The 26,761-nt window shown below is 62.3% G+C and carries 25 protein-coding genes; 16 read left to right on the top strand and 9 right to left on the bottom strand.

The genetic code is table 11. The features are described from left to right. Positions 1–31: 31 nt before the first annotated feature. From hemB to CABTHER_RS10595, 5 genes are all read left to right on the top strand, one after another. Positions 32–1,012, top strand: coding sequence for a porphobilinogen synthase (gene hemB, locus CABTHER_RS10575; RefSeq protein ID WP_014100633.1), 981 nt, complete (start codon positions 32–34; stop codon positions 1,010–1,012). Continuing rightward, on the top strand, positions 1,009–1,797 hold the full coding sequence (gene larB, locus CABTHER_RS10580) for a nickel pincer cofactor biosynthesis protein LarB (protein WP_014100634.1): 789 nt from the start codon (positions 1,009–1,011) through the stop codon (positions 1,795–1,797). Before hemB ends, larB begins: the two co-directional genes overlap by 4 nt. Before the next feature lie 187 nt (positions 1,798–1,984). Beyond that, the gene (gene pdxS / locus CABTHER_RS10585) at positions 1,985–2,881 is read left to right on the top strand and encodes a pyridoxal 5'-phosphate synthase lyase subunit PdxS (protein WP_014100635.1); all 897 of its coding nucleotides are present in this window, start codon (positions 1,985–1,987) and stop codon (positions 2,879–2,881) included. Between the two features lie 114 nt (positions 2,882–2,995). After that, a complete protein-coding gene (locus CABTHER_RS10590) occupies positions 2,996–4,312 on the top strand; it encodes a helix-hairpin-helix domain-containing protein (RefSeq protein WP_014100636.1) in 1,317 nt (438 codons plus the stop codon). A 34-nt stretch (positions 4,313–4,346) separates the two neighbouring features. Continuing rightward, positions 4,347–5,267, top strand: coding sequence for a Uma2 family endonuclease (locus tag CABTHER_RS10595; protein WP_014100637.1), 921 nt, complete (start codon positions 4,347–4,349; stop codon positions 5,265–5,267). Here the strand turns inward: CABTHER_RS10595 and gyrA are convergent. The 3 genes from gyrA to CABTHER_RS10610 all read right to left on the bottom strand — a co-directional run bounded on the left by gyrA (position 5,264) and on the right by CABTHER_RS10610 (position 10,197). Then, positions 5,264–7,714 (bottom strand): DNA gyrase subunit A, encoded by a 2,451-nt coding sequence (gene gyrA / locus CABTHER_RS10600; protein ID WP_014100638.1) that lies wholly within the window; start codon positions 7,712–7,714, stop codon positions 5,264–5,266. The genes CABTHER_RS10595 and gyrA overlap by 4 nt on opposite strands. A 278-nt stretch (positions 7,715–7,992) precedes the next feature. Further along, positions 7,993–9,177 carry a pyridoxal phosphate-dependent aminotransferase gene (locus CABTHER_RS10605; RefSeq protein ID WP_014100639.1) on the bottom strand — a complete coding sequence of 395 codons (1,185 nt, stop codon included), beginning with the start codon at positions 9,175–9,177 and terminating at the stop codon, positions 7,993–7,995. 207 nt (positions 9,178–9,384) lie between these two features. Further along, the gene (locus CABTHER_RS10610; RefSeq protein WP_041569207.1) at positions 9,385–10,197 is read right to left on the bottom strand and encodes a hypothetical protein; all 813 of its coding nucleotides are present in this window, start codon (positions 10,195–10,197) and stop codon (positions 9,385–9,387) included. A 383-nt stretch (positions 10,198–10,580) separates the two neighbouring features. Between CABTHER_RS10610 and CABTHER_RS10615 the strand changes: the two genes are divergently transcribed. The 3 genes from CABTHER_RS10615 (at position 10,581) to CABTHER_RS10625 (ending at position 13,499) form a co-directional block, all read left to right on the top strand. Then, positions 10,581–11,534 carry an alpha/beta hydrolase family esterase gene (locus tag CABTHER_RS10615; RefSeq protein WP_014100642.1) on the top strand — a complete coding sequence of 318 codons (954 nt, stop codon included), beginning with the start codon at positions 10,581–10,583 and terminating at the stop codon, positions 11,532–11,534. Positions 11,535–11,642: 108 nt separating this feature from the next. Next, positions 11,643–12,173: an rRNA maturation RNase YbeY gene (gene ybeY, locus CABTHER_RS10620; protein WP_014100643.1), complete on the top strand. Its 531-nt coding sequence runs from the start codon at positions 11,643–11,645 to the stop codon at positions 12,171–12,173. Positions 12,174–12,215: 42 nt separating this feature from the next. Continuing rightward, the gene (locus tag CABTHER_RS10625) at positions 12,216–13,499 is read left to right on the top strand and encodes a hemolysin family protein (protein WP_014100644.1); all 1,284 of its coding nucleotides are present in this window, start codon (positions 12,216–12,218) and stop codon (positions 13,497–13,499) included. Here the strand turns inward: CABTHER_RS10625 and rsmD are convergent. The 3 genes from rsmD to typA form a co-directional block, all read right to left on the bottom strand. Beyond that, complete coding sequence (gene rsmD, locus CABTHER_RS10630; RefSeq protein WP_014100645.1) at positions 13,476–14,027, bottom strand: 16S rRNA (guanine(966)-N(2))-methyltransferase RsmD; 552 nt, start codon at positions 14,025–14,027, stop codon at positions 13,476–13,478. The genes CABTHER_RS10625 and rsmD overlap by 24 nt on opposite strands. A 90-nt stretch (positions 14,028–14,117) precedes the next feature. After that, on the bottom strand, positions 14,118–14,801 hold the full coding sequence (locus CABTHER_RS10635; protein ID WP_014100646.1) for an ABC transporter ATP-binding protein: 684 nt from the start codon (positions 14,799–14,801) through the stop codon (positions 14,118–14,120). A gap of 60 nt (positions 14,802–14,861) precedes the next feature. Continuing rightward, positions 14,862–16,673: a translational GTPase TypA gene (typA, locus tag CABTHER_RS10640; RefSeq protein ID WP_014100647.1), complete on the bottom strand. Its 1,812-nt coding sequence runs from the start codon at positions 16,671–16,673 to the stop codon at positions 14,862–14,864. Positions 16,674–16,916: 243 nt separating this feature from the next. Between typA and mnmA the strand changes: the two genes are divergently transcribed. The 5 genes from mnmA to CABTHER_RS16000 all read left to right on the top strand — a co-directional run bounded on the left by mnmA (position 16,917) and on the right by CABTHER_RS16000 (position 20,801). Then, positions 16,917–18,095, top strand: coding sequence for a tRNA 2-thiouridine(34) synthase MnmA (mnmA, locus tag CABTHER_RS10645; RefSeq protein ID WP_041569209.1), 1,179 nt, complete (start codon positions 16,917–16,919; stop codon positions 18,093–18,095). Positions 18,096–18,255: 160 nt separating this feature from the next. Further along, positions 18,256–18,708 (top strand): hypothetical protein, encoded by a 453-nt coding sequence (locus CABTHER_RS10650; RefSeq protein WP_014100649.1) that lies wholly within the window; start codon positions 18,256–18,258, stop codon positions 18,706–18,708. Between the two features lie 51 nt (positions 18,709–18,759). After that, positions 18,760–19,644: a metallophosphoesterase gene (locus CABTHER_RS10655; protein WP_014100650.1), complete on the top strand. Its 885-nt coding sequence runs from the start codon at positions 18,760–18,762 to the stop codon at positions 19,642–19,644. 9 nt (positions 19,645–19,653) lie between these two features. Continuing rightward, a complete protein-coding gene (locus CABTHER_RS15995) occupies positions 19,654–20,418 on the top strand; it encodes a Holliday junction resolvase RecU (protein WP_014100651.1) in 765 nt (254 codons plus the stop codon). A gap of 5 nt (positions 20,419–20,423) precedes the next feature. Beyond that, positions 20,424–20,801 carry a response regulator gene (locus tag CABTHER_RS16000; RefSeq protein ID WP_014100652.1) on the top strand — a complete coding sequence of 126 codons (378 nt, stop codon included), beginning with the start codon at positions 20,424–20,426 and terminating at the stop codon, positions 20,799–20,801. A gap of 18 nt (positions 20,802–20,819) precedes the next feature. Here CABTHER_RS16000 and CABTHER_RS10670 read toward each other — a convergent pair whose 3' ends face one another. Further along, entirely contained in the window at positions 20,820–21,644 is an 825-nt protein-coding gene (locus CABTHER_RS10670) for a hypothetical protein (RefSeq protein ID WP_014100653.1), read from the bottom strand. Positions 21,645–21,809: 165 nt separating this feature from the next. On the opposite strand from CABTHER_RS10670, the gene CABTHER_RS10675 reads away from it, so the two are divergent. Further along, a complete protein-coding gene (locus CABTHER_RS10675) occupies positions 21,810–22,814 on the top strand; it encodes a tetratricopeptide repeat protein (RefSeq protein ID WP_211431915.1) in 1,005 nt (334 codons plus the stop codon). Between the two features lie 5 nt (positions 22,815–22,819). Here the strand turns inward: CABTHER_RS10675 and CABTHER_RS16005 are convergent, their stop codons facing one another. After that, positions 22,820–23,434, bottom strand: coding sequence for a HEAT repeat domain-containing protein (locus tag CABTHER_RS16005; RefSeq protein WP_081464852.1), 615 nt, complete (start codon positions 23,432–23,434; stop codon positions 22,820–22,822). 203 nt (positions 23,435–23,637) lie between these two features. Between CABTHER_RS16005 and CABTHER_RS10685 the strand changes: the two genes are divergently transcribed. Together CABTHER_RS10685 and CABTHER_RS10690 are read left to right on the top strand one after the other, a co-directional pair. Further along, positions 23,638–25,008: a PEGA domain-containing protein gene (locus tag CABTHER_RS10685; protein ID WP_014100656.1), complete on the top strand. Its 1,371-nt coding sequence runs from the start codon at positions 23,638–23,640 to the stop codon at positions 25,006–25,008. Further along, a complete protein-coding gene (locus CABTHER_RS10690) occupies positions 25,005–26,114 on the top strand; it encodes an aminoglycoside phosphotransferase family protein (RefSeq protein ID WP_014100657.1) in 1,110 nt (369 codons plus the stop codon). The genes CABTHER_RS10685 and CABTHER_RS10690 overlap by 4 nt, the downstream gene beginning before the upstream one ends. 71 nt (positions 26,115–26,185) lie before the next feature. On the opposite strand, the gene CABTHER_RS10695 is transcribed toward CABTHER_RS10690, so the two are convergent. After that, positions 26,186–26,755 carry a c-type cytochrome gene (locus CABTHER_RS10695; RefSeq protein WP_014100658.1) on the bottom strand — a complete coding sequence of 190 codons (570 nt, stop codon included), beginning with the start codon at positions 26,753–26,755 and terminating at the stop codon, positions 26,186–26,188. Positions 26,756–26,761 lie beyond the last annotated feature (6 nt).

Raw genomic sequence — 26,761 nt, forward strand, 5'->3', positions numbered from 1 at the left:
AGGCTTGATCTTTCCCCGTGGAGTTTTCCCCATGCTCGTACTTCCTGAACGGCCACGGCGTAACCGGCGCACGGAAGCCATCCGCCGCATGGTACGCGAAACCTCGCTCACGCCGGCGCATCTGGTCGCGCCGTTGTTTGTTGTTGACGGCGACCGCGAACGCCAGCCCATTCCCTCAATGCCGGGCTATGAACGGCTTTCGATAGACCTGCTGCTGGAAAAGTGCCGCCAGCTTGCCGACCTTGGTATTGGCGGCGTTGCCCTGTTTCCGGCGCTGCCGGCATACAAAAAGGACAAAACCGCCTCGGAAGCCACCAACCCGGACGGTCTCTTTCCGCGTGCGGTCAGCGCCGTCAAGGAGCAGGTGCCGGAACTGACCATTTTCACCGACGTGGCGCTCGACCCCTATTCCTGCGACGGTCACGACGGGCTGGTCTCGGAAACGGGTGAAATCCTCAACGATGAAACCGTCGAAGTGCTGGCCCGGATGGCCGTGCTCCACGCCCGCGCTGGCGCCGATTACGTAGCGCCGTCCGACATGATGGACGGGCGGGTTGGGGCCATTCGGGAAGCCCTCGATGTCGAAGGCTTTCACAATGTGGGCATCATGGCATACTCCGCCAAGTACGCCTCGGCCTTCTACGGCCCGTTCCGGGACGCGCTCGATTCGGTGCCCAAATTTGGCGACAAGAAGACCTACCAGATGGACCCGGCCAACGTCCGGGAAGCCCTGCGGGAAGTACGGCTCGATCTGGCCGAAGGCGCGGACATGGTGATGGTCAAACCGGCGCTGGCTTACCTCGATGTCATCCGGGCGATCTGGGAAATTTCGGACGTGCCCATCACGGCCTACCAGGTCAGCGGCGAATACGCCATGGTCAAGGCCGCGGCCGAGCGGGGCTGGATTGATGGCGACCGCGTCATGCTCGAAATCCTGCTGGCCATTCGCCGGGCTGGGGCCGATGTCATTTTCACCTACTTTGCCGAGGAAGCCGCACAACAGTTGGGATGACCCGCGAGGCGCTCAGGGAACTGCTGCTGGCCGTCCGGCAGGGAAGCTGCACACCGGAAGCGGCTCTGGCCCAACTGGCCGGACTGCCGGCGGAGCCGCTTGTCGGAGACGACGGGCAGCCCTTTGCCACCCTTGACCACGGGCGCGCGCTGCGGCAGGGCTTTCCCGAAGTCGTCTATGGCGCCTCGAAAACGCCGGAGCAGGTGGCGGCCATTGTCGGCCGCCTGTACGCGCATCACCCCAACCTGCTCGTCACACGTGCGTCGGAAGCGGCTTACCAGGCCGTGCAGGCGCTGGCACCGGAAGCCCGGTGGGATGCGACCTCCCGCCTGCTGTTCATCCGGCGCGATACGACCCGCTATGGCATCGGGCGCATTGTCGTTGTCTGCGCCGGCACGACTGACCTGCCGGTGGCGCGCGAGGCGCTTCTGACCTGTGAGGTCATGGGCAACGAAACGACGCTGGTGGCGGATGTCGGTGTTGCCGGACTGCATCGCCTGCTGGGCCACCTGGAGACACTGCGGCAGGCGCGCGTCATTGTCTGTGTCGCCGGCATGGAAGCGGCGCTGGCCTCGGTTGTCGGTGGACTCGTGGCCGTTCCGGTGATTGCCGTTCCGACCAGTGTCGGCTATGGGACGGCCCTGGGCGGCTTTGCGGCACTGCTCGGCATGCTCAATAGCTGTGCGCCGAATGTCACCGTGGTCAACATAGACAACGGGTTTGGTGCTGGCTACGTTGCGGCGCTCATCAACCGGCAGCCGGGTATCCAGGAAAGCACCGGCTGACGGGCAGGCTTTCCGGGCCGCGGCCCATTGGCTGCAAATTCGCTCCAAATGGCTGTTGCACCGGGTGAAGCCAAAGGCTTACCGTGAAGGTTTGCAGGCCGTGTTGGTTTGCAGAACCTTCACCCCCGTGCCTGATGCAGCCAGCCTGCGTCTTCACTGTGTCTGTTTTTGGAGGAAAGTAACCCTGATGCCTGATACCCAGCAGCATGAGATGCGACTCAAAACCGGTCTGGCGGAAATGCTCAAAGGCGGCGTCATCATGGATGTCGTCAACGTCGAGCAGGCGCGCATTGCTGAAGAAGCCGGCGCCGTGGCCGTGATGGCGCTGGAGCGCGTCCCGGCCGACATTCGCCGCGATGGCGGGGTGGCGCGGATGTCCAACCCGCGCATGATCCGCCAGATTATGGAGGCCGTCTCGATTCCCGTCATGGCCAAGGTACGTATCGGACATACGGCTGAGGCCCAGGTGCTTGAAGCCCTTGGGGTGGACTTCATTGACGAGTCGGAGGTCCTTACTCCGGCCGACCCCTATCATCACGTCAACAAGTTTGCTTTCCGCGTCCCGTTCGTCTGCGGGGCGACCAACCTGGGTGAGGCGCTGCGCCGCATTGGCGAGGGCGCGGCCATGATTCGGAGCAAAGGGGAAGCCGGGACGGGCAACATCATCGAGGCGGTGCGCCACCTGCGGGAAATCCGCCGCGACATCCGCCTGCTGACCGTTCTCGACGAAGACGAGCTGATGGCCGAGGCCAAGCGGCTTCAGGCCCCCTATGAACTCGTGCGCTACGTGGCGCAGCACGGCAAGCTGCCGGTGCCGCTCTTTGCGGCCGGTGGCGTCGCCACTCCGGCCGATGCGGCGCTTTGCATGCAACTGGGTGCTGAAACCGTGTTCGTTGGTTCGGGCGTCTTCAAATCCAATGACCCGGCCCGCTTTGCCCGCGCCATCGTCAAAGCCGTGACGTTTTATCAGGACCCGGCCAAGGTGCTCGAAGCCTGCGAGGAAATCGAAGACGGACAGCCCATGCGCGGGCTGGCAATTGAAACCCTCCCAGCCGAACAGGTGCTTGCCGCGCGCGGCTGGTAGCCCAACCTTCCTGACCGTCTGCAAACCCTCGCGGACGGCGTTGGACATCCATCCTGGGCGTTGCCTATGCTGTAAAGGCTTTTCGGCAACGCCCTTTTGTTCTGGATGCCCACGATGTCACTGCGTGAAATCAGAATTACCCGTGTGACACCCGTCGGACCGGCGCCGACCTACAACGTGACCATGCGGGCACCGCTGCACAACTATTTTGTCAACGACCTTCTGACGGCCAACAGCCACTCGGTCTGCTACGGTGTGCTCGCCTACCGCACGGCCTATCTCAAGGCACACTATCCGGCGCACTTCTGGGCGGCGGTGCTGACCAGCGAGCTGAACGACAGCGACAAGGTTGCCCGTTACATCGAGCGGGCACGGGCGCAGGGCGTCGAAATTCTGCCGCCGGATGTCAACATCAGCGAGCACGGTTTTACGGCGACCGCCGGCCGGATTCGGTTTGGTCTGATGGCCATCAAGGGCATCGGGGAAGCCACGGTGGATGCCATCCTCGAAGCCCGCGCGCAAGGCGGTCCGTTCCGTTCGCTGTTTGACTTCACCGAGCGGATTGATCCCAAGACGCTCAACCGGCGGGTGCTGGAAAGCCTGGTCAAGTCGGGTGCGCTGGACAGCCTGCCGGGGACGCGCGCCCAGAAGTTTGCCGCCATCGAAGCTGCACTCGAACAGGGGCTACAGGCGCACCGCGCCGCTGCAGCGGGACAGGTCTCCCTGTTTGACACACTGGCGGCTGACTCCGACCAGCCCCCGGAAACTGAACTGCCCAGGGTTCCCGACTGGACGGCCGAGGAAAGCCTGGCCGGTGAAAAAGCCACTCTTGGGTTTTACCTGACCGGCCATCCTCTGGCCGGCTTCCGTGAAACCCTGGCGGCGTTCAAAAGCCTGTCCTACGCCCAACTGGCCGGTCAGACGGCGGGCGATACCGTCAGCATGGGCGGCGTCATCAGCGAATTTACCGTGAAAAACACGAAGAAGGGCGACCGCTTTGCCGTCTTCAGCCTCGAAGACGAAACCGGAAGCATCGAGGTCATTGCCTGGCCCGAAACCTTCAGGCGGCTTGGCGAGCAGGTGGCGGATGGAGCCGCCGTACTGGTCACCGGCCGGCTGGAAATCGAAGACGGCAAGCCGACCAGAATCGTGGCCGAAGCGGCCGAACCGCTGGAAGGGCTGCGGGAGCGGCATGCCAAAAGCGTCATGCTGCGCTTTGCAGCGGACGCACTCGATACTGCACAACTTGAAAAGCTCCGGGATGTGCTTGACCGCCATCGCGGAGAACGCCCCCTGATCTTCGTGCTCTCTCTGCCGAATGGTGTGGAAGCCCGCCTTCGCGCGCACCACACCTTCAGCGTGCGGCCCTCACTGGCGCTCGTGGAAGAACTGCAAGCTGGCTTCCCCGGCTGTACGGTTGTGCTTCAGTGAACGAAGCGCGCCATTTCTGGACGCAGGTTTGCTTATGACATCCCAGGTTGTCTCGCCCCAGCCCGAACCGGCAGCACCAACCCCTGAACTGGCAGCGTCGGCCGTCGCGCCGGAGCTGCCGCCGGAATTCAACAGCATCATCAACCTTCAACTCCCGGTCGAGGATGGTGTCCCCTTGGAAAGCGTCTGGCATCGGCTGCAAATCAATCTGCTCGACGACTGCCTGCACCAGCACTGGCGTGGGCGGACGGACTTTTTCGCCAGCGGCAACATGTTTGTGTACTACAGCCTGCAACAGGTGAAGACGATGGAGTACAAGGGGCCGGACTTCTTCGTGGTGAAGGACGTGGACGGCTCCTTCATCCGTGGGGCGTGGGTGGCCTGGGAGGAAGGCGGACGGCTCCCGGATGTCATCGTCGAGTTGCTCTCGCCTTCAACCCAGGCGGTCGATCTGGGTCAGAAAAAACAGCTCTACGAGCGGGTCTTTCGGACGGCCGAGTATTTCTGCTACGGCCCTGACCCGACGTTTGGCAAAACGCCGACACTTCAGGGCTGGGTGCTTGTCCGCGGGCAGTACGAAGCCATTGAACCCGATGCCCGTGGGTGGCTGTGGAGTCACCAGCTTGGAGCCTGGCTCGGTGAGTGGGAAGGGCAGTACCACGCGATGCAGAATCGGTGGCTGCGACTTTACGACCCCACGGGGCAGCTTATCCCAACCCGGGCCGAAGCGGCGGAAGCCGAGGCCGAACGCGCTCAGGCTGAAGCTGAACGCGCTCAGGCCGCAGCCGAGCGTGCTCAGCTGGAAGCCAGACAAGCCCGCGACGAAGCGGAAGCCGAGCGCACCCGCGCTGAAGCCGCCGAGGCCCGGGCCGCCGCCCTCGCCGCCGAGATAGAGCGTCTGCGGTCCAGTCTGAAGGGAACGGACCAGGGCCCCGGCCTCGACGAACCGGCCTAGTCCGCTCCTGTCTCCTCACCGGAGGACTCCACCAGGCTCGCATCCACCACCCGGTCGTCTTCTGCCAGGGTGATGATCTTGACCCCCTGGGCATGGCGTCCGGTTTGCCGGATCGAGGCCACATCCACCCGGACAATCTGCCCCTGCTGTGTGATGACCATCAGCTCCTTGCTCTCCTGGACAGGAAGCACTTTGACCACACCGCCGGTTCGCTCCGTGACGTTCAGCGTGACCACCCCCTTCCCGCCCCGGTGCTGAACGGGATACTCCATGATGGGCGTCCGCTTGCCGAGACCGAGTTCAGACACGGAAAGAATCTCTTCGGTTCTCCCGACGACGGACATCCCCGTGACGTAATCGTTTTCCTCCAGCCGGATGCCAATGACGCCGTGCGCCGGGCGGCCCATCGGGCGCACGTCGCTTTCGTTGAAGCAGATCGCCTGGCCGCCAAAGGTCGAAATGAGGATATGCTGGTTGCCGTCGCTCTTCTGGACGGCAATGAGTTCGTCATCCTCCGCCACCCCCATGGCAATAAGCCCGTTGGAGCGGATGTTGGCGTATTCCGACAGTTCGGTTTTTTTGATCATCCCCCGGCGGGTCACAAAGACGACGAATTTCCCCGGCGTAAATTCACGCACCGCGATGGTTCCGGCCACCCGTTCGCCTTCCGGCAGTTCAATGAGGTTGACGATGGCTTTGCCGCGCCCGGCCGTGGCGGCATCGGGGATTTCATGCACCTTGATCTTATAGACCTGCCCCTTGGCGGTGAAAATGAGCAGAAAGCTGTGCGTTGAGGCAATGTCGAGGAATTCGACGACATCCTCGGCCTTGGTCGTCATCCCCCGCCGCCCTGTACCGCCACGTTTTTGCGTGCGATAGGCCGAAAGCGGTGTGCGCTTGATGTAACCTCCGCGCGTGATGGTGATGACCACTTCCTCATTCGGGATGAGGTCTTCAATCGTGAAATCCGTGCCTTCATCCACAATCTGGGTCCGGCGGGGTGTGCTGTAGGCTTTGCGCACTTCCTGGAGTTCCTGCACGATGACCGCCCGGAGCCTGGTTTCCTTTTCCAGAATCTCCCGCAACTCGGCCATGCGTTTGAGGAGATTTTCGTATTCGTCCAGCAGCTTCTGGCGCTCCATTCCGGTCAGCCGCTGAAGCTGCATTTCAAGGATGGACTGCGCCTGAACCTGGCTCAGGGCAAAGCGCGTCATCAACCCCTCGCGGGCTTCGGCGCTGGATTTGGCTCCGCGAATCAGGGCGATGACGGCATCCAGAACATCCAGGGCTTTCTTGAAACCCTCCAGAATATGCGCCCGGTGCTCGGCCTTGCGTAGCTCAAAGGCCGTCCGCCGCCGGACAACCTCGCGCCGGTGCTCGATGAAGTGACGTAGTATCTCCGCCAGGTCGAGAATCTGGGGCTGCCGGTTGACGATGGCCAGCATAATGATGCTGAATTTTTCCTGCATCGGCGTATGCTTGAACAGGTTGTTGAGCACCACCTGCGCCACCGCGCCGCGTTTCAACTCAATGACAATGCGCATGCCTTCCCGGTCGCTTTCGTCCCGCAGGTCCGCAATGTCCTCGATTTTTTTCTCGCTGACCAACTCGGCAATCTTTTCAAGCAAACTGGCCTTGTTGACCTGATAGGGCAACTCGGTCACGACAATCGCCTGGCGCTCCCGTTCCCCCTTGCCGGCGACGTAGTCAATCGCGGCCCGGGCGCGCATCGTCACCGAGCCACGTCCGGTCAGGTAGGCGTCCCGAATGCCCTTGCGCCCGCAAATAAAACCGGCCGTCGGGAAATCCGGCCCCTGGATGAACTGCATCAGCTCCTCCACGGTGGCCTCTGGATGGTTGACAAGATGGATAGTGGCATCGAGCACCTCAGCCAGATTGTGCGGCGGGATGCTCGTGGACATCCCAACGGCAATCCCAGCGGCGCCATTGACCAGGACATTCGGAAAGCGGGCCGGCAGGACAACCGGCTCCCGAAGTGAGTTGTCGTAGTTTTCCTGAAAATCAACTGTTTCCTTCTCGATGTCGGCCAGCAGCATCTCGGCAATCGGTGCCAGACGCACCTCGGTGTAACGCATCGCAGCCGCAGCATCCCCATCCACACTGCCAAAGTTGCCCTGCCCATCAATGAGCGGCATGCGCATGGAGAAGTCCTGGGCCATGCGCACGATGGTGTCATAGACCGGCTGGTCGCCGTGCGGGTGATACTTACCAATGGCATCCCCAACCACACGGGCGCTCTTCTTGTAGGGCTTGTCGTAGGTGTTGCCCAGCTCGTGCATCGTCCACAGGACGCGCCGCTGCACAGGTTTGAGGCCATCACGGACATCCGGCAATGCCCGGCTGATGATGACCGACATCGCATAGTCGAGGTAACTCCGGCGCATCTCATCTTCGATGTTCGCCGGGATGATTTTTTGTTCCGTCATAACGCCACTTCAGAAAACAAAGTTGAACCAGCCTGGAAAAACATCATCGGCTCAGACGCAGGGCAGACTGGCGCATCTGTCAGAGGGGCAGCCGCCAGGCCAACTGCCCGACTTGTCACCACTGCGCTGGCTTCAATGGCTTGCTTCACACCTCGGCGAACTGGCTCGGCCAACTGCTGAAGCAACCCACGATCACTCACACCTGTACTCCTTGAGTTTGATGGGATACGCCTTTCCGTGCCCGTCTGATCCGCACGGCACAACCCAAACTGCAGGGACTACCCTAGCCGCTCGATGAGGGCGCGGATGTTTTCGACGCCACGCTGCAGGTTGTCGAGCGAATTGGCGTAGGAAATCCGCAGGTAGCCCTCGGCCCCGAAGGCCGAGCCGGCCGTGACAACGACATGCGCTTCTTCGAGCAGACGTTGGGCGAAGTCCACATCGCGCAGCCCGGTTTTTTCCAGAACAGCCGAAATGTCGGGAAAGGCATAAAAAGCCCCTTCCGGCATCCGGCACCGTACCCCCGGCAGGGCCGCCAGCGCCGACACAATCCAATCCCGCCGCGTGCGATATTCCGCCAGCATGGCAGCGACCGAATCCTGGCTGCCGCGCAGGGCCTCGATGGCGGCCCACTGGGCAAAGGTCGTCGGATTTGAGGTCGAATGGCTCTGCACCTTGGTCATCTCAGCCACCCAATCCGGGTGCGCCAGAGCATAGCCAATCCGCCACCCCGTCATGGCGTAGGTCTTTGACAGCGAGCCGGACACCAGCACCCGCTCCCGCAGCGCCGCCGGTAACGCTGCCGCCGAAAACGGACGCCCCGGCGGATAGACAAACCGGTAGTAGCACTCATCCGAAATGAGCCATAGGTCCCGCGCGGCGCACAGCTCGGCAATCTGGTGAATGTCCTCCGGCGCGATGACCGCCCCCGACGGATTGGAAGGTGAGTTGAGAATGACGACCCTGGTGCGTGGCGTCAAAACGCGCTCCACCATCGCAGCCGTCAGCCGGAAGTCGTGCTCGTGCGTCGGAATGAAGACGCTGACGCCGCCGCAAAAGGCGACGATTTCGGGAAACGTTACCCAGTAGGGCGCCGGAATGACCACCTCATCCCCCGGATTGACCACACTCACCAGGGCATTGAACAACGTCTGCTTCCCGCCGGCCGACACGATGACGGCGCTGGCGGGATAGGTCGTTCCCGTCTCGCGCGCCATGTAGTCCACAATGGCCTGCTTGAGTTCGGCAATACCCGAAGCCGGCGTGTAGCGCGTCTTGCCTGTTTCGAGCGCCTGGATGGCCGCTTGGCGGATGTTCTCCGGGGTGTCGAAATCCGGTTCTCCGGCCCCCAGGTCAATCACCGTATGCCCTTGGGCGCGAAGCCGGGCCGCCGCCGCCGTGGCGGCCATGGTTGAAGAAGACTGCATGTGATCGAGCCGCAGGGCACGCCGAAACACCACCATAGCCAAGCCTCAGACAACCTTGTTTTGCAACTGCATAGACTGCGGATTGTGACCGAAAACCCACGTGGTGTCGAGTCAGGGCGTCGCACAGGGCTTCATTTCCGACGCCCCGTGTTGATCACGACGAGGATGCCACCGGCAAAAAACGGGCGGCGGTGAATGGAAACCATCCACCGCCGCCGTACTCTTCAGACCTGCCCGGTGACATCAATCAAACCGGCCGTTGCCGCGTCCCTGCTGCCAGCCCCACTCACGATTGCCGCGCCAGTCGGGGCCATAGTCATTGCCGCGTCCGCGTCCCCGTGGTCCGCGTCCCCGTCCGGGTGCGCCACGCAGATCGTTGTACCCCTGCTCATAGCCGGCGCGATAGCCATCACGGAAGCCGCGCCGGTAGTTGCCATCGTGCCGCCACTCACGCTGGAAGCCCTGCATGGCATTCTCATAGGTTGCATTGCGGAAGTTCGGCAGGAATCCCTGGCGGCGGTCCTGGCGTCCCTGTTCAAAACCAAGCTGAAATCCGATGCCCCGCCCGCGCTCACGTACCCACTGCTCCGAAGGTGGGCGGCGATTGAAGCGCGGGTCACTGACGCCCCACGGGTCCCGGTTTTGCGCCACAGCCGGTTGTGGTCCGCGTCCCCGTCCGCGTGCGCCACGCAGATCGTTGTACCCCTGCTCATAGCCGGCGCGATAGCCATCACGGAAGCCGCGCCGGTAGTTGCCATCGTGCCGCCACTCACGCTGGAAGCCCTGCATGGCATTCTCATAGGTTGCATTGCGGAAGTTCGGCAGGAATCCCTGGCGGCGGTCCTGGCGTCCCTGTTCAAAACCAAGCTGAAATCCGATGCCCCGCCCGCGCTCGCGTACCCACTGCTCCGAAGGTGGGCGGCGATTGAAGCGCGGGTCACTGACGCCCCACGGGTCCCAGTTTTGCGCCACAGCCGGTTGCGGCGTTCCAGCCAGAAACAACACACCAAACAACACGGCGCTCAAGATGAAGATTCGGCTTCGCAGGGTGATCATCATCGCGTTGTCCGCCACGATCAAAGATGTTCACCTGCCATGGAGAATAACCCGCGTGCCACACCTCGGACAATGGCGTTTTTCAGGCGTTTTTCGGGTTGACCGGCGGGTTCCTCCACCGTCTTGCCCAAATGACTAACCCATATCGTGCAGCGCTGTTTGGACGGACACCCCAAACCGTCACCGGCCAGCCAGCCGTTGTCTGGCAGCATGTTCAGAGCAGGATGCAAAAAAACTGACTTTGTGCCCTTCTACAGCGTCCAACCGCACTGTGTTGGCATACGCTGCCGGAAGTTCCGGGAGCACCCGGCCGACCAAAGGAAAGGCGACTGATGACAGACTCCGCCGGGCTTTCGGGCCATTATTCCGTGAGGAAAAGCCCTATGACCTTCCGTTTCATCCTGTGGCTCAGTTTGTGTGGGTTGGTGAGCGGCTGCCTCACCGCCCACCCGGCGCAGTCCCAGGCCCTGCCCAATCTCACCCGACACACCCTGTCACACGGCGGTCGGACACGTACCTACCACTTCCACCGGCCCAGCCGCCTGGCCACGACGCCCGCGCCAATCGTCTTCGTGCTGCACGGCGGCGGCGGCGCTGGCGCTGAAGAGCTGGAACGCCGCCTTGGTTTTGCCCGGCTTGGCGAACAGAAAGGCTTCATCACCGTCTATCCGGCCGGCGTGGACGGGCAGTGGAATGACGGACGTGGCAAGACCTTCCGCCGCGCACGCGGCAACACCGACGTGGACGATGTCGGCTTCTTCCGGGCGTTGATTGACCACCTCGTGAAAACCGGGCAGGCGGACCCACAGCGCATCTATGCCACCGGCTTTTCCAACGGCGGCATGATGACCTACCGCCTGGGCATCGAGCTGGGCGACAGGCTGGCCGCCATCGCCGCCGGGATAGCCAACCTGCCGACCCGGTGGCGCGATACCACGCCGCCGCACCCGCTGCCTGTTCTCATTATGAACGGCACGGATGACCCGATGATGCCCTGGAACGGCGGCGAAGTACGGGTTCTCGGACGGGGCTACGGCACAGTGCTTTCAACCCGGGAAACGGCTGATTTCTGGCGCCGGGCCGCCGGACTGCCGGAAGAGCCAGCCGTGGAACGCCTCCCTGACCGCATACCGGATGACAACTGCCGGGTGGAGGTGCGCCGCTGGGCCGGCCGGGACGCGGCCCATGAAGTCGTGCTCTACGCCCTGCTGGGCGGCGGCCACCAGATACCCGGCGGCCAAACGCCCAAAGCTCCCCGTCTTGTCGGCAACCAGTGCATGGAGATTCAGGCCACTGAAGTCATCTGGGAGTTCTTTGCCCGCCATCGCCGCCGGTGACAGAGCCGGCACCCGGGCCGGACGCCAACCCGCTTTCCGGCTTGTTCTCCGGCTGGCGGATTTGCAGCATGGACACCAGACCCATTCCGCAAGGCAGGTAGCCGTCCCGTGGTGCACGTCGTCAACCGCCAACGCCATGAACGCCTTGACCGCGCCGGACTGGCGCAGCTTGCCCAGGCAACGCTGGAAGCCGTCCTCGGCCCCCGTCTTGCAACGGCCGTGGATGTCAACCTCGTTTTTGTTGGCGACACCGCTATCCGGCGGCTCAACCACACCTACCGGGGCGTGGATGCCCCAACGGATGTCCTGTCTTTCGTTCACCTGGAACTGCCTTCACCCTACACGCACCGGCCGGCCCAGCGTGAAGCCTGGTTTTTCAGCCAGCCGGCAACGGGTCTCAATGGCGAACGTCCGCTTTTGGGCGAAGTCATCATTTCCACACCGACCGCGCGGCGCTATGCCGAACGCCATGCCTTGACATGCGCGGAAGAAATCCAAAGACTCGTCATCCATGGCATCATTCATCTGTGTGGGTACGACCATGAGACCGATACCGGGCAAATGACGCGCCTGGAACGTCGGCTTCGGCGGCGCTTCCTGCCTGCCGCCACAAACGCGCCGCCGGCTCATCAGCCGTGAGCCGCACACCGGCGCAGCGGGTGGAATAGTGTACGTCGTTCTATGGAGTATGAGCTAGCCTTTGTGCTTCTGACCATTGGCGGCCTGTTTTTCCTGGCTCTCGTCGAAAGCGCCCACGGCTCGATTTCTGAAGTCACCCTCCGCTCACTGGCTGCCGAGTTGCCCGATCCTTCGCCGCAGCGCGCCTTTCTGCGCCATCTGCTCAGCCACCGGCTGGATTTCTGGTTGAGTCTTTCACTCGGTCTCCAGTCGGGAACGCTCATCCTGACGGCGCTGGCCGTTCTGCTGGCCAATCGTTTTTCCTCGCCATGGGCATTGCCCGTGGCACTGGTCACGACGCTGTTTCTGGTCATCCCGGCCCGCCAAATCCTGCCGCGCATCCTTGTCCAGAATCAGCCCGAAGCCTATCTGCTCCGGCTGCTGCCCTGGTTTCGGTTGTACTTCCAAGCCGTCCAGCCCCTCGTCCGTCCCATGCGGCAGCTTATCCAGTGGTTTCGCATCGAGCCGGAGCGCAGCCTGGTTCCTGACTCGACGCCCCCCAACGAAGAGGAGAGCATTCAGGCGCTGATTGATGTCGGCGAAGAAGCCGGCATCATCGAGGAAGACGAAGGCGAACTCATCCAGTCGGTCATCGAGTTCAGCGACACAGCCGTGCGCGAAATCATGACGCAGCGCCCGGAAATCATTTCAGTTCGTGCGTCAGCCACTGTCCGTGAAGCCAGTGAAACCATGACGCGCGAACGGCACTCGCGGCTGCCGGTTTTCGAGCAGGACTCCGATGACATCGTGGGTTTTGTCTTCATCCGGGATGTCCTCGATTGCCTGCTCAACGGACGTGACCAGGAGCCGGTACGCAACATCGTCCGCCCGGCCTACTTCGTCCCCGAAAGCAAGAGCATCGCCGATCTGCTCGAAGACATGCGCAAGTCCGCCATGCAGATTGCCCTCGTCATTGACGAATACGGCGACGTGGCCGGACTCGTCACCATTGAGGACATCCTCGAAGAAATCGTCGGCGAAATCGAAGACGAAGACCAACAGTCAGAAGAAGCAGAAGTGCTTCAGGAAACCGATGGCGCGTGGCTGGTGCGCGGCAATACCGAAATTCGCAAGATCGAACTCGTCACGGAGCGCGAGCTGTCCGGCGACGACTTCCAGACGGTCAACGGCTTCATTGTCTCCGAGTTGGAGCGCGTACCTTCGACAGGCGAACACTTCATCGTCCGCGGGCTGGAAGTTGAAGTCCTTGAAAGCGACGGGCGCGCCATCCGCCGCGCGCGGCTGCGCAAAGCCGCCTCCACGTCACCAGCGACTGAAGAAACTTAGCGTGGATTCACCCTGCTGGACGGCGCGGAAGCGGCGCAAGTCGCCAATCGTTTCCACCACGGCATGCTTGGCGTGGTGCTCGACGATGAACCAGCCGTCCTCGTCCAGAAGCGGCTGGGTTCCCAACAACTCAAACAGCGGATCGTACAGCGGTGAAGCGTAGGGCGGGTCACAGAAGATAAGATCGAAGCGCCGCCCGACCTGGATGAACTGTTTGACGGCGCTGACGGCATCGCGCTGGACAACTTCCGCTTCCTCACCAATGCCGCACCGCGCCAGGTTTTCCATCAATGCCACCAGCGCACGGCGCGAGTGTTCCACGAAGGTTGCCCGCGCTGCCCCCCGGCTGAGCGCCTCGATACCCACGGCGCCCGAACCGGCGCACAAATCCAGAAACGTCTTATCGCCGATGCGCGGAGCAAGAATGTTGAACAGGGTCTCGCGCAACCGGTCAGACGTGGGACGCACACGCAAACCCGGTTCACTTCGCAGGCGCCTGCCTTTGTGAATCCCCGCGATGACACGCATAGGCTACTCGGCCGCCAAGACCAAACCGACGGCGTTCCAAAACCGTTGCCCGTGGGCCATCGGCAAGCATGCCGCGCCCGGAGACCGGCTTCAAGCCACGACCGGCGTCAGTTGACCACGTTCCAACCGCCAGACCTGCTGACAGGTGGCGGCCAGCCGGCTGTCGTGCGTGACAAGCACCAGCGTCAGACCCTGGTCGCGCTGAAGTTCATGGAGCAGACCGAGAACGTCAGCCGCTGTCCGCTCATCGAGGTTGCCGGTTGGCTCGTCGGCCAGCAGCAGCGGCGGCGCATTGGCCAGCGCCCGCGCCAGCGCCACCCGCTGACTTTCCCCGCCGGAAAGCTCTGCCGGCAGGTGATGCTGGCGCTGCTCCAGACCGACGCGCTCCAGCAGCCGCCGGGCCCGCCGGCAGCTTTCATCCCATCTGACGCCGGCCATCCGCATCGGCAGGGCGACGTTTTCCAGGGCCGTGAACTCCGGCAGCAGGTGGTGGAACTGAAAGACGAAGCCGATGCTCCGGTTCCGAAAGCGCGCGCGCTCCGTTGGCGACAGTTCCCACAGGGACGTGCTGCCAATGCGTACTTCACCGGCCGCTGGCGCATCGAGGCCGCCCAGAACGTGCAGCAGCGTGGACTTTCCCACGCCCGACGCGCCCACAATGGCGGCCGCCGCTCTGCCTTCCACCGCCCACGACAGGTTTTCAAAAACCACGAGCGGCGGCTGTCCGGGCGACGCTGGCGGATAGCGGTAGGTCAGTTGGTGGACGGTGAGCACGGCTGACAGAACATGACGGCTGGACTCCGGCCGGGCCCGACACCGGGTAGGCGCTGCCGGTCATTCCTTGCGTTTGGGCCGCAGGTTGGATGCCAACACCCGCTTACGCAGACGAATGGACTTGGGCGTGACTTCAACCAGCTCATCCTCAGCAATGAACTCCAGGGCCTGTTCAAGCGAAAGCTCCCGCGCCGGCACGAGCCGGATGCCTTCATCGGCCGTCGAAGCCCGCATGTTGGTGAGCTTTTTCTCGCGGATGACGTTCACATCCAGGTCATTTTCACGGGAGTTCTCACCCACGATCATGCCCTCATAGACGGGCGTGCCGGGCTTGATGAACATTTCGCCGCGCTCCTGCAGGTTGTAGAGCGCATAGGCCGTCGCCTCGCCGGCGCGGTCGGCCACCAGGACGCCATTGAGCCGGGAAGGAATCGGCCCCAGCCAGGCGTCCCAGCGCAGAAACATCGTGTTGAGCAGGCCCGTGCCTTTCGTGTCGGTCAGAAACTCGGAGCGGAACCCAATCAGGCCCCGCGAGGGCACTTCAAACTCCATGCGGACGCGGCCCGTGCCGTGGTTGATCATTTTGGTCATCACGCCGCGCCGCCGGCCCATCGCCTCGGTGACGACGCCCACGAAGGTATCGGGGCAGTCCACCACGGCCAGCTCAATGGGTTCCTTGAGCACTCCCTGTTCGTAGCGCGTCACCACTTCCGGCTTGGAGACCTGAATTTCATAGCCTTCGCGGCGCATCTGTTCGATGAGGATGGCAAGCTGCAACTCCCCGCGGCCCGTCACCTTGAAGGCATCGGGTGAGTCGGTGTCCTCGACGCGGATGGAAACATTGCCCAGCAGTTCTTTTTCCAGCCGTTCCCGAATCTGGCGCGAGGTCACATACTTGCCCTCACGTCCGGCAAAGGGCGAGGTATTGACGCCAAAGACCATCGAGATGGTGGGTTCGTCAATCTGAATGAGCGGCAGGGCTTTGGGCTGTTCGGCATCGGCGATGGTTTCGCCGATGTTGATGTCGGGCACCCCGGCTACGGTGATGATGTCTCCCGAAGCGGCGCGCTCACACGGCACGCGCTTGAGGCCCTCAAAGGTGTAAAGCTGCGTGATGCGGTGCTTCTCGACCGAGCCATCCCGCTTGCACAGGCTGACCGCCTGCCCGGTTGTCAACTCGCCGGCGACGATGCGGCCAATCCCCAGGCGGCCCACATACTCGTCATAGCCGATGTTTGTCACCAGCACCTGCAGGGGGTCCTGCCGCCGGTCAAGCGGCGCCGGGATGGTCTCAATGATCTGCTCGAACAGCACCCGCAGGTCAGAAGCGTCATCTTCCGGCCGCCGCTTGGCAATCCCGTCGCGTCCAATCGTATAGACAATCGGAAACTCAATCTGTTCCTCGTTGGCGTCGAGGTCAATGAACAGGTCATAGACTTCGTTGACCACTTCCTGAATGCGCGCATCGGGGCGGTCAATCTTGTTGATGACGACAATGGCCCTGAGATTGAGTTCCAAGGCTTTGGAAAGCACATAGCGCGTCTGCGGCAGCGGCCCTTCCGAGGCATCCACGAGCAGGATGACGCCGTCCACCATTTTCAGAATGCGCTGCACTTCGCCGCCAAAATCAGCGTGTCCGGGCGTATCCACGATGTTGATTTTGACATCGCCATAACGCACGGCCGTGTTTTTGGCCATAATCGTGATGCCGCGCTCGCGTTCGAGGTCGAGGTTGTCCATGACGCGCTCGGCCACTTTTTCATTGGGGCGGAAGGTGCCTGACTGGCGCAGCATCGCATCCACCAGCGTGGTCTTTCCGTGGTCAACGTGGGCAATGATGGCAACATTTCGCAGATCGGCGCGGGTTTTCACAGCATCTACCTCATCTCAGGCTTCAGCCGTCGGGCATCCGGCTGGAAAGTTCAAAAAAGGGCGTAGAGTAGCGCACATCCACTGAAAACGGCTACCGGACTTTGCACGAAAGGCCCTGCCGGTAACGTCTGTTGCGCGAAGCCGGCTTGGTGGCTTCCATCCCGGCACGGTAGATTGTGCCGCCAGTGGGTGGTGGGCAGGATGGAAGGGGTCAAGAAAACCGTTTTGAGCGAGGCAGGACCAATGACCGAACGCATTGCCGTGGCGATGTCAGGGGGCGTGGACAGTTCCACTGTGGCGGCCCTGCTCAAGGAGCAAGGGTACGACATTATCGGTTTCTCCATGCAGCTTTGGAACCAGCGCCGCATCAACGTGGATGCCGACGGCAATCCGCTGCCGTCCCGGTGCTGCTCCCTCGACGACCTCTACGATGCGCGGGCCGTGGCCGAGGCGCTGGGCATTCCTTTCTACGTCCTCAACTTCGAGGACGACTTCGAGGCCCGTGTGGTACGGCCGTTCGTCGTGAGCTACCTCAACGGCAACACGCCCAGCCCGTGTGTGGCCTGTAACAGCCGGATGAAGTTTGACACCCTCGTGGCGCTGGCCCGGGATGTCGGCGCGGCGAAAGTCGCCACCGGACACTACGCCCGCGTGCAGTTCAACACCACGACCGGACGCTGGGAACTGCGCAAGGGCCGCGATGCCCGCAAGGACCAGTCCTACTTCCTCTTTGAACTCACCCAGGAGCAGCTTGCCAGTGCGCTGTTTCCGCTGGGCGAACTGTCGAAGGCTGAAACGCGCGCCATTGCGCGCCGCCATGGTCTGCCGACCGCCGAAAAGGCCGAAAGCCAGGAAATCTGCTTCATTCCCGACGGCAACTATGCCCGGTTCATCGAACGCTATCTTGCGGAAGCCGGTGGTACGGTTGCCGGCGAGCCGCAGTCTCCGGTAGCGCCGCGGCTGGTTCAACTTGGATTGCGTCGCAACCTGCCGCAACCGGGCGAGATTGTCACCACGGACGGACGCGTGCTTGGACGGCACAACGGCATTCATCGCTACACCATCGGCCAGCGCCGCGGCCTTGGCATCACGGCCGGCGACGGCCGCCCGCTCTACGTCGTCGGCCTCGACGCCGCCCGGGGGCAGGTCATCGTCGGGCCCGAAGAAGCCCTGCCGGGCAAGGCCCTGACGGCGACGCGCGTCAACTGGATTGCCCTGCCAGAGCTGACCGCGCCCCGCCGCTGTGCCGCACGCATCCGCTACCGCCACGAAGAAGCGCCCGCGACGCTCCATCCGCTGCCCGACGGCAATGTGCAGGTGGTTTTCGATACTCCACAAAAGGCTATCACGCCGGGACAGGCGGTGGTGTTTTACGAAGGTGAGCTGGTGCTGGGCGGCGGCTGGATCACTGCACAAGACTGAAACACCTGCGCTGCCGGGCAGAGGTTTCAGGGACAACCGCGCCACGGATGGACGAAGACCCGGAAAAACCTTTCAGAGTGTAAGATTTTTGTTGCCTGGCGGGAGACGGCTGTTGCAGAGTTAGGAACTCTCAACGACGCATAGGTTTCAAACAAGCGCCATGGCAACGACCCCGACAACCTGTGTCTGGCTGCACGGCGACGGGCTGTCTCCCTATGATGCTGCGTTGCAGGCCTATCCGGCCGCGCCGGTCATTTTTGTCTTCGATGAACCGCTGCTGACGGAAGGCTATCGCCTGACGTTCAAGCGGCTGTTTTTCATCTACGAGTGCATCGTGGACCTGTACGAACGCATCCCGAATCCGGTCAAGGAACTGCGGCGCGGAAACGTCGTCGAGGAGGTGCTCGACTTCTGCCGGACGCACAGGGCCACGCATCTGGCCGTCACAGAGACCTATGCCCCACGGTATCGGGAGTTCGTGCGCCTGTTTGAGCAGCAGGGATTGAACGTGCAACAGTTTCCAAAACCCAAACTCGTGCCGTATAGTGGCCCTGCGCCCAAGCGCTTCATGCCTTTCTGGAAAAACATCGAACGTACTGCTTTTCGTGACTGAAAACCTTGTGACGTGCCTGTGCGCCGTCCTTGTTCCGACTCGTGGTTAACCATGCCCCTCGCGCGCCTTCTTCACCGCACCACGGCCAAGCATCCGCGCAGCCTCAAGCAACGGGATGCACTCATCGAACTGACGGCTGACCTCATTGAGCGGGCCAACCTGGAAGTCAAGGAAACCTACCGTTTTCAGATTGACCGGCAGGACATCGTGATTCCCAATCTGCCGGATGATTTTCACGGATTCACGATTGCCCAGCTTTCAGACATCCACCACAGCCCGTATCTCTCGCTGGAGCACCTGGCCGAAGCCGTGACGGAAACCAATGCCCTGCAACCGGATGTCATTGTGCTGACAGGAGATTACGTCACGCACACGGCGCGCTATGTTGAGCCATGCGCCGAATGTCTGGGACGGCTGCGGGCACGGTTCGGGGTCTTTGCCGTTCTGGGCAACCACGATGTCTGGGTTGGAGCCTCTGCCGTCACCCAGGCTTTCGAGCGGCACGGCATCCCGGTACTGCACAACACCAACCTTCCGCTCTACATCGGTGGACGGTTCATTTACCTGTGCGGCCTCGGCGATACGACGACGCGCAACCACGACCTTGTCGCGGCCCTCAAGGGCACCCGCCGCCGGGACGTGCGCATCCTGCTTTCACACAATCCCAACATCATCAAGGAAGCTTCACTCGCCGAGTGTGATCTTGTGCTGTCGGGACATACGCACGGCGGGCAGGTCAAGCTGCCGGTCATTGGTGCCCCGATTTCCTACAACCGCCACGGCAAGCAGTACACCCGTGGCTGGGCGCAGATGAAAAAGACCCAGATTTATGTCAACCGTGGGCTGGGAACAATCTTTCTGCCGATTCGCTATCAGTGCCCACCGGAAATTTCCCTGCTGCGGCTTCTTCGGACGCCTGACCAAAGACCAACCTGAACCAACTCCATGACGCACGGACGACCACGACAACGCGGCGCCGAGCGGGGAAGCGGATTTCAGGAAGCGATCAACCATACCAACGAAGCGTATGAGAAACTCGGACGGGCGTGCATTACACGCAAAGCCATTCCGGGAAAATACGTTGTGCCCATCGGTATCCGTCGCCGGGGGCTGGCAGTGCCGCTTCCTCCCTCGCTTGCGCCCCTGAAAACCGGGGATGCCCTCACCACCACGGCATTTCGGCAGGCGCTGGCCGCCGGCCGGGAAGGCGACCCGCGCGCGTTCATCCCGGAATCGCGCGGCGAACCGGATTACGGCGGGGTTGTGGCCCCGCACGGACGGGGCATCTTCTACGATGCCAAGACCACCAGGCGCGACCTGCTGGACTTCGACAACCTGCACCCCCACCAGGTGACATTTCTGGAAAGAATGGCCGCCTGTGGGGCCATTGCCGGGTTTCTCGTCGAGTTCGCCAAACACGGAGCGGTTTTTTTCATCCCCATTCAGATGGTCACGCTCTTTCGCGCCGCCCGTCGCCGCAAGAGCATTCCCTACCACGTCTGCGCCGCGCACCTCACACCGGTCCGGGCCGGGCGCGGATTGGTCATTTACGACTACCTGCCGGCCATCGAGCAGCAGGAACAGCGGTATGGGCCGGACTACGCCTGCCTGTGCTCCAGCATCAAAGGTGCGACACCCTCCCTGACAGCCCCAAGGCATGAGGCTGATGACCCCGCACCAGTTCCCCGCCTGCCGGAAAAGCGGAGCTAAAGCCGATGCCGAAGCCACTCATCCTCATTGCCGATGATGAAGAACTGCTGCGCGAGCTGTATGCCGAACTGCTTCAGCCGCACTATGAGATTGTCCTGTCGCGCAACGGGACAGAAGCCAGGGAGAAAGCTCTTTCCACGCCGGGTCTGCGCGGCATCCTGATGGATGTCCAGATGCCCGGCATGAACGGCCTGCAGGTTGCCAGGGAAGTTCTTGTCAAACGTCCCGAAGTGCGGATCATCATCATGTCCGGCACAGACGTGACCTACCGCGTACGGCAGATGTTTGCCTCTGAACAGGTGGCTTTTCTCGTCAAGCCCTTTGAGCTGGAAGCCTTGCTGTTGCTGGCAAAACAGCATTTCAGCCCGCCGGTCCCGGAGTAAACCGGGTAAAAACCAGGCTCAGCGGTCAAACCCCACAATCAGCTCCGGCATTTCGGCGGACAGAATCCGTTTGACCAGCGAGAACTTGTGTTCCTGCCACCGCTGCTGGAACACCTTGACGGTCGGAGCTTCCGGCGTGGCGTATGTGGGATCAAATAATGGATTGCTGCCGCCAAAAACCACACCTTCTCCGGCGCGCCGGATGTAGCCGCCACCCACCGTAAAAAACTCGACGATGAGTTCATCAGCCTTTTCACCCAACTGGTTTTCGATGAGCTGGCGCAGGCGTCCCAGGGCCGGCGTGGTTTCTGTCGTCTGACTCGGCAGCACAACCAGAAACAGGTGATCAGCCAGAATGACCAGGAGAAACCGCAGGGTGGCTTCGCCGGGATGAGTCTTCATAAGCTGGAGCAACGCCTGCCGGTCATCGGGCGGCAGCGAGGGGAAATCCTCCATGGCCTTGTCCACGTCGAGACGGAACATTTCCGTGCCATCGAGGTGTTTCTCCACCTGGTCGCGCTTCATCACCTGCACGGTGTTGCCCTCGGCCCCGTAGCTCTGCGACAGGTCAAACATGATGCTGTGCAGGTTGGGCAATACGCCGGGAAAGCTCAGCAACAAATCCCGCTGGCGGATGTTGGGGATGGCCTGCTCGAACATCGTCCGCAGGACCATCGTTTCGCGCACAACGTCGCGCAGATCGCCCCGGCGCAACAGCGTACCGACCTTGAGAAACGATACCGGGTCGTCAAGACGCTTGCCCAGGAAATCCACGTAGAAGCGATTGAACAGATCAATATCCGCTTCGGTGAGAGGTGAGTCGCTGGCCTGACGGTGCTCCATGGTGAACCTGGTCGTACTTCAAAACATTGCCCTCTGGAAAGCCGGAGCCTGCTGAAAAAAATGTGCAACCACAGGATGAAAACGACGTGAAGACAGAAACACCATGGTAATCATTCACTCCGGGAGTGTCCATACGGGATGTGGCGGCATCAACGACCCAGCAGCGTGACGTACCGGCACCAGACTCGGTACTGGTGGAGTCTCTGGCTTGCCGTTTGTCTGACCGGGATGGCCTGGGGGCAGGAAAGCCGCCCCCCCTTTGCCGAAGACGAAGAGGCGCAGAACCGTCTCCAGCGGGGGATTTCCCTGTATCAGCAAAGCCAGTATGCGGCAGCCCTGGAAGTACTTGAACCGCTCGTCATTCACCATCCCGAACAGGCGGTCGCCTATCGGATGCTGGGTTTGTGCTACTTGCAACTCAAGCAGTACCAGCCGGCCGTCACGGCACTGCGCAAGGCTATTGAGCTGACACGCGCCCAGGAAAAACGGGAGGACGCCGTTGCCCGTCTGGCGCTGGGCAGGGCACTGTTTCTGGCGGGAGACCCGGCGGCAGCCCTTCCCGAACTGGAATACGCCGCGCAGCGCCCCGAAGCCGACGCTGCGACCCTGACACTTCTGGGCTATGCCTACTACCGGCAGGGGAACGAAGCCGCCGCGCGGAAAACCCTGCTCCAGTCCGTGGCGCGGGATGAGCGGCAGACCGAGGCGTGGCGGCTGCTGGCCGAACTCGATGTTCAGGCGGTTACGGCGACCCCGGATGACCCGGCCGCCGTCAAACGCGCTCAGTCCAGTATCGAGAAAGTCAACCGTTTCGAGCCAGTCGTTGCGGCCGGACTGCGGGGGCGACTGCTCGTGGCCCAGCGCCAGTTCGCCAAGGCCATCCCGGAACTCGACCGCGCCCTGACGGCCCAACCCGATGAAGCGACGCTCGTGTTTGCTCTGGGGCTGGCGCTGTCCCGCGAGGGGCAGCTTGAGCGCGCCACAACCACACTGACCAGGGCGACTTCCCTGTTGCCGCAGGAAGCCGGCGTCTGGCGGGAGTTGGGTTACGTCCACGAACGTGCCGGGCGTACCGAAGCGGCCATTGCCGCCTATGAAAAGGCCGCAGCGCTGACCAACGGCCAGGATGCCTTCGTCACGCGCGCCCTGGAACGGCTCAAAACACCGTAACTTTCTCATTCCTCCTCGCCAGGCGAGCCGTTCCAGATCAGACGCAGAGCTTCCAGGGCATCGGCGCGCACCAGCTCGTTGTCGTCCTTCACCACTGCCCGCCGCAGCGGCCGGATGGCTTTTGGGTGCCGGATGCGGCCCAGTGAACGGGCTGCGCCAGCGCGCACGAGGTAATCCGCATCACCGGCAAGCAGAGGAATCAGGGCGTCCACGGCGCGCACGTCTTCCAGCTCCCCAAGGGCAACGGCGGCGGCATAGCGTACCCAGTGGTGGTCATCTTCCAGCATGGCCAGCATCGTCTCGAAATTCGGCTTGTAGCGCAGCCGTCCGAGCGCCAGTGTGACCGAACTCCGCACCAGCGGGTCAGCGTGGTGCAGATCAGGCAACAGCGTCTGGGCCGTGCCTTCATCGCCCAACTCCCCGATGGCATCGGCCACAGCCACTCGTACCCACCAGTCCGGGTCATGCAGAAGCGGCAGAAGTTTTGGCAGGGCAGACACTTCTCTTTGCAACCGCAACGCTTCCACCGCCTGCAGGCGAACCTGGGCGGAAACATCCGACAACTGTTCGATGAGCAGTTCCACGGGCGGAGAGGAGGGAGAATCAGTGGCGTGACTCATACAGGCTATGACCGTCTGCAACGCCAGCGACCGGCCCAACGGGACTGGCAGCCGCACCGGCAATTCAGGGTGTGTTGACGCTCGCGGAAAGCAAAACTTACACTCTATGCTGCTTTGTGAACAAGGACCCGCCGCCCGCCGGCAACTGTACCAAAGCCAACCGCCCGGCAGCGATTCGCTGTGAACTCTTCTGACAAAGCCACATGACGACAACGTACCTGGTGCACAAACAACCCGGCTTTGCCCTTACCCGACGGGGAAAAGTTGTCCGCTGGATCGCTGTCACCCTGGGTTTTTGTCTGGTGGCGGCTCTGGTCAGCGCTGGGATTCTGCTCTACGTCCGGTATCCGTCCGCCTTGGGCACACTGGATGTGGTGACGACCCCACCGGGCGCTGAAGTCTGGCTCGATGGGCGGCGCGTGGGCACGTCCCCCTGCACGATTGAACGGGTTGGCTCCGGCTTTCATACGCTGCGCGCAGTGCACGAAGGGTTCCTGCTGGCCGAGCGCGAAGTTCTGGTTGAGCCAGGTGAACAGCCGGAAGCCGTCAGCTTCGTCCTGCAACCCATCAAGGCTGAACCACCGCCGGCAGCGCGCGCCAGTGACAGCGCGCCGACCGAGCGGATTGCTGAGTTCATGCAGCGCGCCGAAGAGGCTTTTCAGCGCGGCGACTGGGTGACACCGGCCAATGACAACGCGCTGTACTACGCCGATGCGGTGCTGCTCATTCAACCGGACAATGAACCGGCGCGCGCCATGCGCACCAGAGTGCAAAACGCCCTTGTGCGGCAGGCTGAGCTGGCTGCCGGCCGTGGCGACCTGGCCCTGGCCCAGTCCACCTACAACCTGCTGCTCAACCGCTTTCCCAGCGACGAACGCAGCCAGTCCGGCATAACGCGCATTGCCAACCTGATTGATGCCAACCGGGGGCAGGCCGCACACTTTCTCGCTCTGGCAGAAGCGGCCTTTGCCGCCGGGCGCTACCTTGATCCGCCTCACAACAACGCCTACTTCTACCTGTCGCAGGTTCTGGCCCACGAGCGTGGGCATCCACAGGCGCAAGCCCTGCGGGCGGAAATCCGCCAGCGCATGCAAGCGCAGGCTGAAGCGCGGGTGGAAGAAGGCGCGCTGGAACAGGCCATTGGCGAATACCGGCGGCTGGCACGTCTTTTCCCGGAAGACCGGACACTGCTCTACCGCGCCGGACAGCTCGAACGGCAGCGCACGGCTGACCGGTCACGCGCTGTCTCGGCCGTTTCGGTGCCGGCGGTTCGTCAGATGCCAGGACATCATTCCGAAACCACCGGAACCCTGCGCTTTTCCGCCACGGGTCTGGTTTTCGCCGCCCCACGTGGCACAGAAAGCCTTTCCCTTGCCACAGAAGACATTGCTGAACTGCGTCTGGTGCGCCACGAGCTTTGCGTGACCACAACCAAAGGCGTGCGGTATCGGTTTACCGGCCGCGACCTCAAACACGGCGTCGCCCTCTGGCAGGTGCTGCGCCGGTCCCCAACTCCAGCTTCCCCATCCTCCAAACAGGAATCTTCTGCGCACCCCAACCACCAGCCCCAATGAATTCACCCAACGACAACAACCGACTCCCGCGCCCGACGGACAAGCTCACCGCTTTCCTCAGTGAACACTTCCCGGCGGCCATCCTCTCCATCGAACCCCTCCTGGGTGATGCGTCAACCCGCATGTACTTCCGCATTCGCCGGGAGCGTGAAACCTTCATTGCGGCGGTCTATGCCGAACCGTTTGATGTCACGACATTTGCCTACCTGGATGTCACCCGGCTTTTCCAGTCGGCCGGCATTCCTGTGCCCCAGGTGTTTGCGGTGGATGGCCGCCGGGGTGTGGTGCTTCAGCAGGATGTCGGTGACTGGCGGCTTCAGGATGTGCTGACCAATCAACCGGACGTGGCCCGCCGGGTGGACTACGACCTGGCGCTTCACCTGATTGTGGATATCCAGAAGACAACCCCACTGGCCCAGGCCTGCAACTCTGTCGCCTGGCGGCAGGCGTTTGACGACGAAAAGCTGTTCTGGGAAATGAACTACTTTTTCCGTAACTACGTCGAACGCTACGGCCGCTGGGTGTTGTCGGCGGAACAGGAAGCTCTGGTGCTGGGCGAACTCTTTGCCCTCACCTACCGTCTGGCGCGGGTCCCGCGCGTTGTCTGTCACCGCGACTACCACGCGCGCAACCTCATGCACCACGCCGGACGGCTCTGGGTCATTGATCATCAGGATGCCCGCATGGGGCCGGCCACTTACGATCTGGCCTCGCTTCTGGGTGACCCCTACGCGGCACTGGACGAGGACTTTCAGGCCACACTCAGGGAGCGGTTCTGGCAGCTCCACCGGGCTGCCTTTGGCGCGCAATACTACGCCTCCCGCCGCCAGTTCGAGCAGGAATACCAACTCATGCTGGTGCAACGCCTGCTCAAGGCCATTGGGACCTATGCCTATCAGTTCGCCGTGCGCAACAATCCGGTTTATTTGGGCTACATCCCGATTGCCCTGCACACGACGGCCCGTGCTCTGGAAGGCATTGCCGACCTGCCCATGGTGAAGTGGCTCGTCGAGTCGGCTATCGAGCGTGAGGCGCCACGGGCTGCCGCTGCGCCGGAAGTGGCCTTCACGGCGCCCCTTCCCACAACACCTCTGGCCGGTACGTGAAACAGAACCACGCACCGGCCAGAGACAAAAAGGGCATCCGATTGGGCGCATCCGGTTTGGGAACCAGCCCTTCAGCGCTGCGCCGTGGCTTCTGCCACCGGCAGTTCGGCGGGCGTCGTTGTGCCAGAAGGGATGCCGGCGGTGATGGGCGCTGCGTCCGTGCGCTTCTTCTCGAAGCGCCGGATGTATTCGACCAGGTAGTTGATCTGTTGCAGGGTCAGCTTGTCCTTGTAGGCCGGCATGACCTTGCCCTTGCCGTTGACAATGGAAGTGACCATCCCCGGTGATGAGTTATTGGCCTGCCAGCCGGCATCCTGAAAGTTCGTGGCATTGATGGCTTTGTTTCCTCCACCGTTGACCTGATGGCATCCGGCGCAGGCCGCGTAGTTGCGGGTTTGCAGCTCGGCCAGCATCGCCTTGTAGTGGGCGATTTCATCCGCCGGCGTGTCTTTGGGAAGACCGTCCGTTGAGCCTTCGTACAGCACTTGCGCCTCCCGCAGATAGGCCGGGGCCGTACGCGAAGCGGCGATGGAAGAACTCCCCAGACGCGGTTCACTGGCATTGCGCGCGCCAACAAAACACCCCGTGGCCATCACTGCCGTCAGGCCCAGCAGGGCGACTGTTTTCACTTTGTCCGTCATGATCGT

The sequence above is a fragment of the Chloracidobacterium thermophilum B genome, assembly GCF_000226295.1.
In the GTDB taxonomy this organism is placed as follows: Bacteria; Acidobacteriota; Blastocatellia; order Chloracidobacteriales; family Chloracidobacteriaceae; genus Chloracidobacterium; species Chloracidobacterium thermophilum.

Bases quoted from the DNA above. Each gene is read 5' to 3' on its own strand.
- gyrA (WP_014100638.1), bottom strand. From the start codon at position 7,714: ATGACGGAACAAAAAATCATCCCGGCGAACATCGAAGATGAGATGCGC.
- CABTHER_RS10655 (WP_014100650.1), top strand. From the start codon at position 18,760: ATGCCCCTCGCGCGCCTTCTTCACCGCACCACGGCCAAGCATCCGCGC.
- CABTHER_RS10615 (WP_014100642.1), top strand. From the start codon at position 10,581: ATGACCTTCCGTTTCATCCTGTGGCTCAGTTTGTGTGGGTTGGTGAGC.
- mnmA (WP_041569209.1), top strand. From the start codon at position 16,917: ATGACCGAACGCATTGCCGTGGCGATGTCAGGGGGCGTGGACAGTTCC.
- larB (WP_014100634.1), top strand. From the start codon at position 1,009: ATGACCCGCGAGGCGCTCAGGGAACTGCTGCTGGCCGTCCGGCAGGGA.
- pdxS (WP_014100635.1), top strand. From the start codon at position 1,985: ATGCCTGATACCCAGCAGCATGAGATGCGACTCAAAACCGGTCTGGCG.
- CABTHER_RS10690 (WP_014100657.1), top strand. From the start codon at position 25,005: ATGAATTCACCCAACGACAACAACCGACTCCCGCGCCCGACGGACAAG.
- CABTHER_RS16000 (WP_014100652.1), top strand. From the start codon at position 20,424: ATGCCGAAGCCACTCATCCTCATTGCCGATGATGAAGAACTGCTGCGC.
- CABTHER_RS16005 (WP_081464852.1), bottom strand. From the start codon at position 23,434: ATGAGTCACGCCACTGATTCTCCCTCCTCTCCGCCCGTGGAACTGCTC.
- CABTHER_RS10595 (WP_014100637.1), top strand. From the start codon at position 4,347: ATGACATCCCAGGTTGTCTCGCCCCAGCCCGAACCGGCAGCACCAACC.
- CABTHER_RS10605 (WP_014100639.1), bottom strand. From the start codon at position 9,177: ATGGTGGTGTTTCGGCGTGCCCTGCGGCTCGATCACATGCAGTCTTCT.
- CABTHER_RS10685 (WP_014100656.1), top strand. From the start codon at position 23,638: ATGACGACAACGTACCTGGTGCACAAACAACCCGGCTTTGCCCTTACC.
- CABTHER_RS10610 (WP_041569207.1), bottom strand. From the start codon at position 10,197: ATGATCACCCTGCGAAGCCGAATCTTCATCTTGAGCGCCGTGTTGTTT.
- rsmD (WP_014100645.1), bottom strand. From the start codon at position 14,027: ATGCGTGTCATCGCGGGGATTCACAAAGGCAGGCGCCTGCGAAGTGAA.
- CABTHER_RS10590 (WP_014100636.1), top strand. From the start codon at position 2,996: ATGTCACTGCGTGAAATCAGAATTACCCGTGTGACACCCGTCGGACCG.
- CABTHER_RS10625 (WP_014100644.1), top strand. From the start codon at position 12,216: ATGGAGTATGAGCTAGCCTTTGTGCTTCTGACCATTGGCGGCCTGTTT.
- CABTHER_RS10670 (WP_014100653.1), bottom strand. From the start codon at position 21,644: ATGGAGCACCGTCAGGCCAGCGACTCACCTCTCACCGAAGCGGATATT.
- hemB (WP_014100633.1), top strand. From the start codon at position 32: ATGCTCGTACTTCCTGAACGGCCACGGCGTAACCGGCGCACGGAAGCC.
- CABTHER_RS15995 (WP_014100651.1), top strand. From the start codon at position 19,654: ATGACGCACGGACGACCACGACAACGCGGCGCCGAGCGGGGAAGCGGA.
- CABTHER_RS10695 (WP_014100658.1), bottom strand. From the start codon at position 26,755: ATGACGGACAAAGTGAAAACAGTCGCCCTGCTGGGCCTGACGGCAGTG.
- CABTHER_RS10650 (WP_014100649.1), top strand. From the start codon at position 18,256: ATGGCAACGACCCCGACAACCTGTGTCTGGCTGCACGGCGACGGGCTG.